Source organism: Pseudomonas sp. NDM (assembly GCF_003105095.1).
GTDB classification, from domain to species: Bacteria; Pseudomonadota; Gammaproteobacteria; order Pseudomonadales; family Pseudomonadaceae; genus Aquipseudomonas; species Aquipseudomonas moraviensis_A.
The window spans coordinates 1-6,628 of sequence record NZ_QETJ01000221.1 but is presented as its reverse complement, the minus strand read 5'-3'; the positions used below and the strand labels follow the sequence as shown (position 1 = coordinate 6,628).

Here is a 6,628-nt window from a genome sequence, read left to right as displayed (position 1 = left end):
ATCTTTTGATTTTGCTTTCAAGAACAAGATCAAAAGATCGCAGCCTTCGGCAGCTCCTACAGGGGTTTTGTGTTGGGCTCAATGGCTGAGCAGGTCGACCAACGCCTGCGCGCCCTTCTGCAATGGCTGGCTCTTGAGCCATACCGCGTGCACCGGCAGCACCAGACCATTTTCGATGTTGCGAAAATTCAGCCGTTTCAAGCGTCCGGACTCCAGCCACGGCTGCACCACCGACAGCGGAAAATTGCCCCAGCCCAATCCCGCCTCGACCATCTCCATCGCCGTTTCGAGGTTATCCGTGCGCCAGTAGGATTCCGCCACCAACGGCCGCGTCTCGCTGATCGGCAAGTCGCGACTGGCGACGATGATCTGCCGCACCTGCACCAGATCTTCGAGAAACACATCCCGCCCCTGCAGCAACGGACTGTCCGCCGCCAGCGTGGCGATCATGCGTTCGCTGCCGACGAACTGAAACCGCTCCAGCGCATTTACGCTCAACCCGGCGAAGGCCAGGCACACGCTGACCCGGCCACTGTGCAACATCGCCAGCACATCATCCTGGGGCGCGGTCAGCACTTCGACGTCGAGCAGCGGATGACGCTCGGCAATCACCTTGATCGCCGCCAGCAAGCGACGTCGGTCAAGGTCGGCGACCACGCCGATCGACAACCGGCTTTCCAGCCCCAGCGACAACTCCACCGCGTGCACCTGCAACTGCTTGAGCTGTTCGGCGATCAGTCGCGCGTGCGGCACCAGCGATTGTGCCATCGCCGTGGGTTGCGGCTCACGGTGACTGCGATCGAACAAGGGGTAACCGAGTTCGGCTTCAAGGTTGGCAATGCCCATGCTCACCGCCGAAGGCACCTTGCCCAACTGCCGCGCAGCCGCGGAAAACGAGCCGCGCTCGATCACCGCGAGAAACAATTCAATACTGTCGCTATTGAAATTCAACCTGCCCACCTATCAATAAAACTGAAAGCTACCGACTTTTTCTGTCAGGTCTATTGAAGCTATCTTTCGCCGCCTTCGCCAGCCCTGCTGGCCCACAATCGGCAAGAAAGAGGCAAATCTGCATGCAAGGCGTGAAACGCAAACTGGTCTACGTATCGCTCTACGAAGTGATCGGCATGACCTTCTCCGCCCTCGGTCTGGCGTTACTGTCGGGCACATCGCCGGGCAGCACCGGGCCACTGGCGGTGATCATCACCAGCATCGCCGTGACCTGGAATTTCATTTACACCTCGTTGTTCGAGCGCTGGGAAAGCCGCCAGGTCTCGCGCACCCGCACGGTCAAACGGCGCATCGCCCATGCCGTCGGTTTTCAACTGACGCTGATCGTGTTTCTGATTCCGCTGATTGCCTGGTGGATGAACATCAGTCTGGTGCAGGCCTTTGTGCTGGATCTGGCGCTGATCATTTTCATCCCGTGCTACACGTTCGTGTTCAACTGGCTGTTTGACCGGATCTTCGGTTTGCCGGCGTCGGCGCTGCCGGATTCAGCAACAGCATAACGGTACGTCGCACTACTAGCTGGCGTGGGGGAATTACGCATCGCTAACGCCGTTAGCGATAAGCCTCTGCTGAACAGCATCAGGGCCAATCGGCCCCAGACCGTCCGTCTGAAAGGGTACCGCACCTGTAATTTCTGACAGTAGACGCTGAGCCTTGTCTGAAGAACCATGGAACGGGCCATGCACCAGCATGGCTGGCTCTCTGTCAGTCACCATCAAGGAAGGGAATTATGTCTGAAGAACTGAAGAACAAAGCCAAGAACGCCATCGGGCACATCGCTATATATGCCGATGAGCAAGCCCAAGGAGAGGAAAGTCTATCCATCACACGACGTGTATTGTGGTTGGACTCCAAAGGCCTATATATCGCTGGAAATGTAAAGGACGACATCATCTCCCACGGAGCGGATATTTATATCAATGCCGCCATCGTGGCCGGTACTACTTATCTTTTCGAATCACGGCAAAGTGGTGGTAACTACATTCCCAAGGTATGGGAGAAAAGTTCATGGACTGCACAGTCCGCTGGCGGAAAGATCACCATCGATGAGGTCGACGTCGTTAACCAAACTGTAAAAGGCAGTTTTGAGTACACCGCGGAATCACCAGACGGGACAAAAACTGCGAAGGTCCGCGGCAACTTTAATTTGAGACAATAAATAAAAGCCTCGAGCAAGCCGCGTGAAACTGCCCCACCCTGCAGTCGGGGCAGTTGCAGGGTCTGTCAGTTCAATTGCAGGGTTTCATTGAACTGACTGATAGCATCCACCACATGCCGCGAGCCCTGCTGAATTTCCAGAATCACCTCGCCCGCTTCGTTGGCCAGTTCCACGCCCAGCCCGGTGCGGCTCAGGCTCGACTGCATGCTCGACACCGCACTCAGCGACAGGTCATGGTTCTTGCGCACCACGTCGACAATTTCCAGCGTCGCCTGACTGGTTCGCGCGGCTAGGCTGCGTACCTCATCGGCCACTACTGCAAAACCGCGTCCATGTTCCCCGGCACGCGCCGCTTCGATGGCAGCATTGAGCGCCAGCAGGTTTGTCTGATCGGCAATCCCGCGAATGGTCTGGACGATGGTGCCGATGATGTCCGACTGCTTGCTCACTGCATCGATACTCACCGCGGCTTCATTCAGGTCGCGGGAAATGTCCTGAATGATCTGCACGGTCTGCTGCACCACCTGTGAGCCTTTTTGCGCGCAGGCGTCGTTTTGTACCGAAGTGCTGTGGGCCGATTCCGCAGCATTTTGCAACGTGGTCATCTGCCGGGTGATGTCGCTGGCGAACTTGACCACTTTGTACAAGCGGCCCTTGGCGTCGAACAGCGGGTTATACGAGGCCTCCAGATAAACCATCTGCCCGGACTTGTTCTTGCGCTCGAAACGGTGCGAGTGATATTCGCCGCGATTGAGCGAAGCCCAGAATGCCTTGTACTGTGCGGATTCGGCTTCGGCGCGGTGACAGAACAGGCTGTGGTGCTGGCCGACAATTTCGTTGTGCGTGTACTGCATGGTTTGCAGGAAGTTGTCGTTGGCGCTGATGACATGGCCTTCAGGGGTGAACTCGATCACCGCCATGGAACGGCCGATCGCCGCCAGCATGGCTTCTTCTTCATGCTCTTTGTTAATGCGTGCGGTGATGTCCGCCGCAACCTTGATGACACTTCTGACCTGTTTGTCGGGACCGAACACCGGCATGTAACTGGCCTCGAGCCAGATCTCCCGCCCGCTTTTGTTCAAACGCAGAAAAGTCCCACTGAGGGGTTCACCACGGGCCAGGTCACGCCACAACTTTGCGTAGTCCTCGCTGCGATAAAAGCTTTCTTCGCAGAAGATCCGATGGTGTTTGCCGCGCACTTCATCGGCGCTGTAACCCATGGTCTTGCAGAAGTTCTCGTTGGCGTCGAGGACGATGCCTTCGGGCGTGAACTCGATCATGGCCATCGAGCGGCTGATCGCTTCGATCTTCGCGTTGGCCTCGGTCAGCGCACAGCTGAAGCGCTCGATTTCCCGCAGGTCAGCCTTGCGATGTAGGTTGAACATGGTTGTATCACCTTCCGCGCGTTCTTTGATTTGATGAAAGTCCAGGTCCTTCAAGATCCACCACTACGTTCCACAGAACAGGCACACGCCTTCCTCCAAGGGAGGAAGTTGTCAGGTGATAAATGATGATCAATCGGAGGGGTCGTGCAGCGACGCTCTGATCAAGACATCCTTTTCTTGATAGCCCGCATGCGGGCCAGCCCTAACGCGTAGAAGAACTTCCATGTAGGTGACGCTCCTTGTTGGTTCAGTGTCGGTGCCTTGGATCGCGCACTCTGGCAGCATGAATCACGGACCAACCCTGTGCCGCTGTCATGGATGGCATGACGGTCGACATGGTTAGTTACCTGCAAGGATAGCCAGCCTGACGCCGGGCGCAAGGCCACTAGTCGGCCAGTATCTGGCATTTTTTGTACAAGAAACGGTTCAGCGCCGGGAAAAATGTTGCCTGAGCGGACGCTTTCGCGAGCAAGCTCGCTCCCACATGGGAATCGATCCCCCCTGTAGGAGTGAGCCTGCTCGCGATAGCGTTAGTTGCAGCACCACAAAAACATCAGAAAACACTACAAACTTCCCCTGACCTTGGCCGCCACCTCCCCCGGCACCCAAGCTGTCCAGACCTGCGGCTGATCACGCAAAAACGCCTCGGCCACCGCTCGCGGTTGCAGGCGTTTTTCACTCATGCCGGCCAATGTCTGGTTGAGCAGATCAATCGGCAGATCGACTTTCTCAAAGAACGCGACCAGCTCCGGGTACTGCGCCTTGAACGGCGCCGACACGCCAATCGCCAGGCTCGCCGGCATCGAGCGCGTGCCCTGCGGATTCGGGTTGTTGGCATCGGCCAGGGTTTTCCACGCTTCGGCATCGAACGGTGGCTCTTCCAGCTTCACCAGTTTGAAACGCCCGAGCAACGGCGTCGGCGACCAGTAATAGAACAGCACCGGTTTGCCGCGCTTGATCGACGACGCCACCTCGGCATCCAATGCCGCGCCGGAGCCGGTGCGGAAGTTGACGAAGCTGTCGCTCAGACCATACGCCTTGAGCTTCTGGCTGTTGACGATTTCCGAGGTCCAGCCGGTCGGGCTGTTGAGAAAGCGCCCGCGGCCCGGGTCTTCGGGGTCCCGGAACACATCCTTGTAGCGCGGCAGGTCAGCGACCGATTTCAGTTCCGGCGCGAGCGCCTTGATTCCGCGTTTCGGGTCGCCCTTGATCACATATTCCGGGACCCACCAGCCTTCGGTGGCACCTTTGACCGTGTCGCCGAGGCCGAATACCTTGCCCTCGGCGGCAGCCTTGACCCACGCCGGACTGCGCCCGGCCCACTCTTCGCCGATTACCTGAATGTCGTTTTTCGCCAATGCCGCCTCCAGGCTGACCGTGCTGCCCGGCAACGTGTCGGTCGGATAGCCGTAGCCTTTTTCCACGATCAAGCGCAGCACTTCGGTGATGAAACTGCCGCTCTCCCACGTGATGTCGCCGAAGTGAATCGGTGCGCTTTTTTCGGCTGCGCAAACAGCCCCGACGCTCAGGCTCAGCGCCAGCAGCGTGCGGCCGAGCAGGGTTTTGATCGATGTCATGCAGACCTCTTTTCTTCCAGGAATTGGTTGGCGCTGTGGCGATCGCACAGCGCTTGGGAACGAGCCATGTACACGCTCACCGAACGCTGTGAGATGCCCAGTTCGGCAGCGATTTGCGGGTAGGTCAGGCCATCGATACGCGCGAGCAGAAAGGTCGAACGGACCTTGGCAGGCAAGCGATGCAGGCTGCGATCGAGGCGATCGAGAGTTTGCGAGAGCTGAGCGAGGTGTTCAGGCGACGCCGCGACATCGAGTTCGGATTGCTGAAGATGGCGGCGCTGCAGATCCGCACGGCGCCAGTGCTGATAGAGCACACGCTGCGCGATCGTCGTCAGCAAGGCCCGAGGTTCGCGAATCGCCGTCAGCGACGGGGCCTCGAGCAGTTGGGCGAAGGTTTCGCCGGCAATGTCTTCAGCGCCGGCCACGTCGCGCGAGTGTCGACGCAGGTAATCACAGAGCCAGCGATAATGCGCGCGGAACAGGCGTTCCACGGTGTCGCGATGGAATTGATCGGCGCCGGACATAGGGGCTCCTGGGCAAGGGTCGCTGAATGTCCGGTGTTCCGGTGGCGCGATCGTAACAAGGCGCCTTATGCGTTAATAATATTTAAATATTATTTTTATATTCACTTTGGGAATTAGCTCGAGTTAGCGAAGTTGCCCGTAGCCCCGAGCTTCAGCGTCTCGCTGATAGTCGAGCAGCATCTCATAGTCACTTTCAGTTGCCGGCAGAACTTCAGACAAACCCAAGGTCTGCACTACCTCAGGCAATTCATGCAACGTCTGATTCATCACTTGCAGCAGCCGTTCGACCTGCTCGTCGCTGGCACCGGCAGCCGTGATGAATGGCAGTGTCGGACTCAACGCACTGAGCGCAACCACGCGCAATCCGCTGACCTCTTCGGGCGCATGGCGGGCGATATAAGCGAACGTGACGCTGTCGATCGCGGCCAGGTCGGCGAGGTTTTCCCGCAGCCAGCGCAGGCTCTCGCGGTGGCCGCCACTGATGCCGACACTGGCGAAAAACCGGCCGTCCAGCTGCAGCGGCGCCAGACGCTGGCGCAGCAGGTTCATCCCGCTGTTGGAATCTTCGCTGTTGATCACGCCCCGGCTGTGGCGAAAGTCCCCAAGCGAATAGCGCGGATCAACAGCGCGGCCAACGATCAGGCTGCAATGCTGGCCGCCGCTGGCCTCAGGCAATTCATAGCGCGGCCGGCCAATGAAACGGACCCGGCCACGCAGCGCTGTCATCAGCGGATAGCCGCAGGTCTGGGTGAGCAGCAGATGCGGCGATAGCCACAGTTCGGGCAGCGTCAGCTTTGTCGCGTCGAGTCGGCTGTGGCCGAGGTGTTCGAGGATGCGCGCCAGCCATTGTTCATTGGCCACGCGGACGGGCTCGGGGGCCGGATACATCAGCAGTTCGGCGTGGTGTTGGGTCATGCAAATTTCTCCCCGACAGAAAAATCCCCCTGTAGGAGTGAGCCTGCTCGCGATAGC

6 protein-coding genes and 2 pseudogenes are annotated in these 6,628 nt (G+C 58.5%); 2 read left to right on the top strand and 6 right to left on the bottom strand.

Annotation, left to right across the window (positions count from 1 at the left end; translation table 11 throughout):
- Positions 1-78: 78 nt before the first annotated feature.
- Positions 79-951: a LysR family transcriptional regulator gene (locus DCO47_RS25015; RefSeq protein ID WP_064364944.1), complete on the bottom strand. Its 873-nt coding sequence runs from the start codon at positions 949-951 to the stop codon at positions 79-81.
- A gap of 122 nt (positions 952-1,073) precedes the next feature.
- Between DCO47_RS25015 and DCO47_RS25010 the strand changes: the two genes are divergently transcribed.
- Both DCO47_RS25010 and DCO47_RS25005 read left to right on the top strand, forming a co-directional pair.
- Positions 1,074-1,511, top strand: a complete 438-nt coding sequence (locus DCO47_RS25010) for a PACE efflux transporter (RefSeq protein WP_064364946.1) — start codon at positions 1,074-1,076, stop codon at positions 1,509-1,511.
- Positions 1,512-1,741: 230 nt separating this feature from the next.
- Positions 1,742-2,170: a hypothetical protein gene (locus tag DCO47_RS25005; RefSeq protein ID WP_064364948.1), complete on the top strand. Its 429-nt coding sequence runs from the start codon at positions 1,742-1,744 to the stop codon at positions 2,168-2,170.
- A 65-nt stretch (positions 2,171-2,235) separates the two neighbouring features.
- Here the strand turns inward: DCO47_RS25005 and DCO47_RS27670 are convergent.
- The 5 genes and pseudogenes from DCO47_RS27670 to DCO47_RS24980 form a co-directional block, all read right to left on the bottom strand.
- Positions 2,236-2,661 (bottom strand): annotated as a pseudogene (locus tag DCO47_RS27670) (methyl-accepting chemotaxis protein); the annotation flags it as partial.
- A gap of 120 nt (positions 2,662-2,781) precedes the next feature.
- Positions 2,782-3,450, bottom strand: a pseudogene (locus DCO47_RS27665) (PAS domain-containing protein); the annotation flags it as partial.
- A 668-nt stretch (positions 3,451-4,118) separates the two neighbouring features.
- On the bottom strand, positions 4,119-5,132 hold the full coding sequence (locus DCO47_RS24990; RefSeq protein ID WP_116659150.1) for an ABC transporter substrate-binding protein: 1,014 nt from the start codon (positions 5,130-5,132) through the stop codon (positions 4,119-4,121).
- Positions 5,129-5,656, bottom strand: coding sequence for a sigma-70 family RNA polymerase sigma factor (locus DCO47_RS24985; RefSeq protein ID WP_116659149.1), 528 nt, complete (start codon positions 5,654-5,656; stop codon positions 5,129-5,131). Before DCO47_RS24985 ends, DCO47_RS24990 begins: the two co-directional genes overlap by 4 nt.
- 123 nt (positions 5,657-5,779) lie before the next feature.
- Positions 5,780-6,571, bottom strand: a complete 792-nt coding sequence (locus DCO47_RS24980; protein WP_116659148.1) for a phosphate/phosphite/phosphonate ABC transporter substrate-binding protein — start codon at positions 6,569-6,571, stop codon at positions 5,780-5,782.
- Positions 6,572-6,628 lie beyond the last annotated feature (57 nt).

Coding starts and splice junctions, on each gene's coding strand:
- DCO47_RS25010 (WP_064364946.1), top strand. CDS start 1,074: ATGCAAGGCGTGAAACGCAAACTGGTCTACGTATCGCTCTACGAAGTG.
- DCO47_RS24980 (WP_116659148.1), bottom strand. CDS start 6,571: ATGACCCAACACCACGCCGAACTGCTGATGTATCCGGCCCCCGAGCCC.
- DCO47_RS24985 (WP_116659149.1), bottom strand. CDS start 5,656: ATGTCCGGCGCCGATCAATTCCATCGCGACACCGTGGAACGCCTGTTC.
- DCO47_RS25005 (WP_064364948.1), top strand. CDS start 1,742: ATGTCTGAAGAACTGAAGAACAAAGCCAAGAACGCCATCGGGCACATC.
- DCO47_RS24990 (WP_116659150.1), bottom strand. CDS start 5,132: ATGACATCGATCAAAACCCTGCTCGGCCGCACGCTGCTGGCGCTGAGC.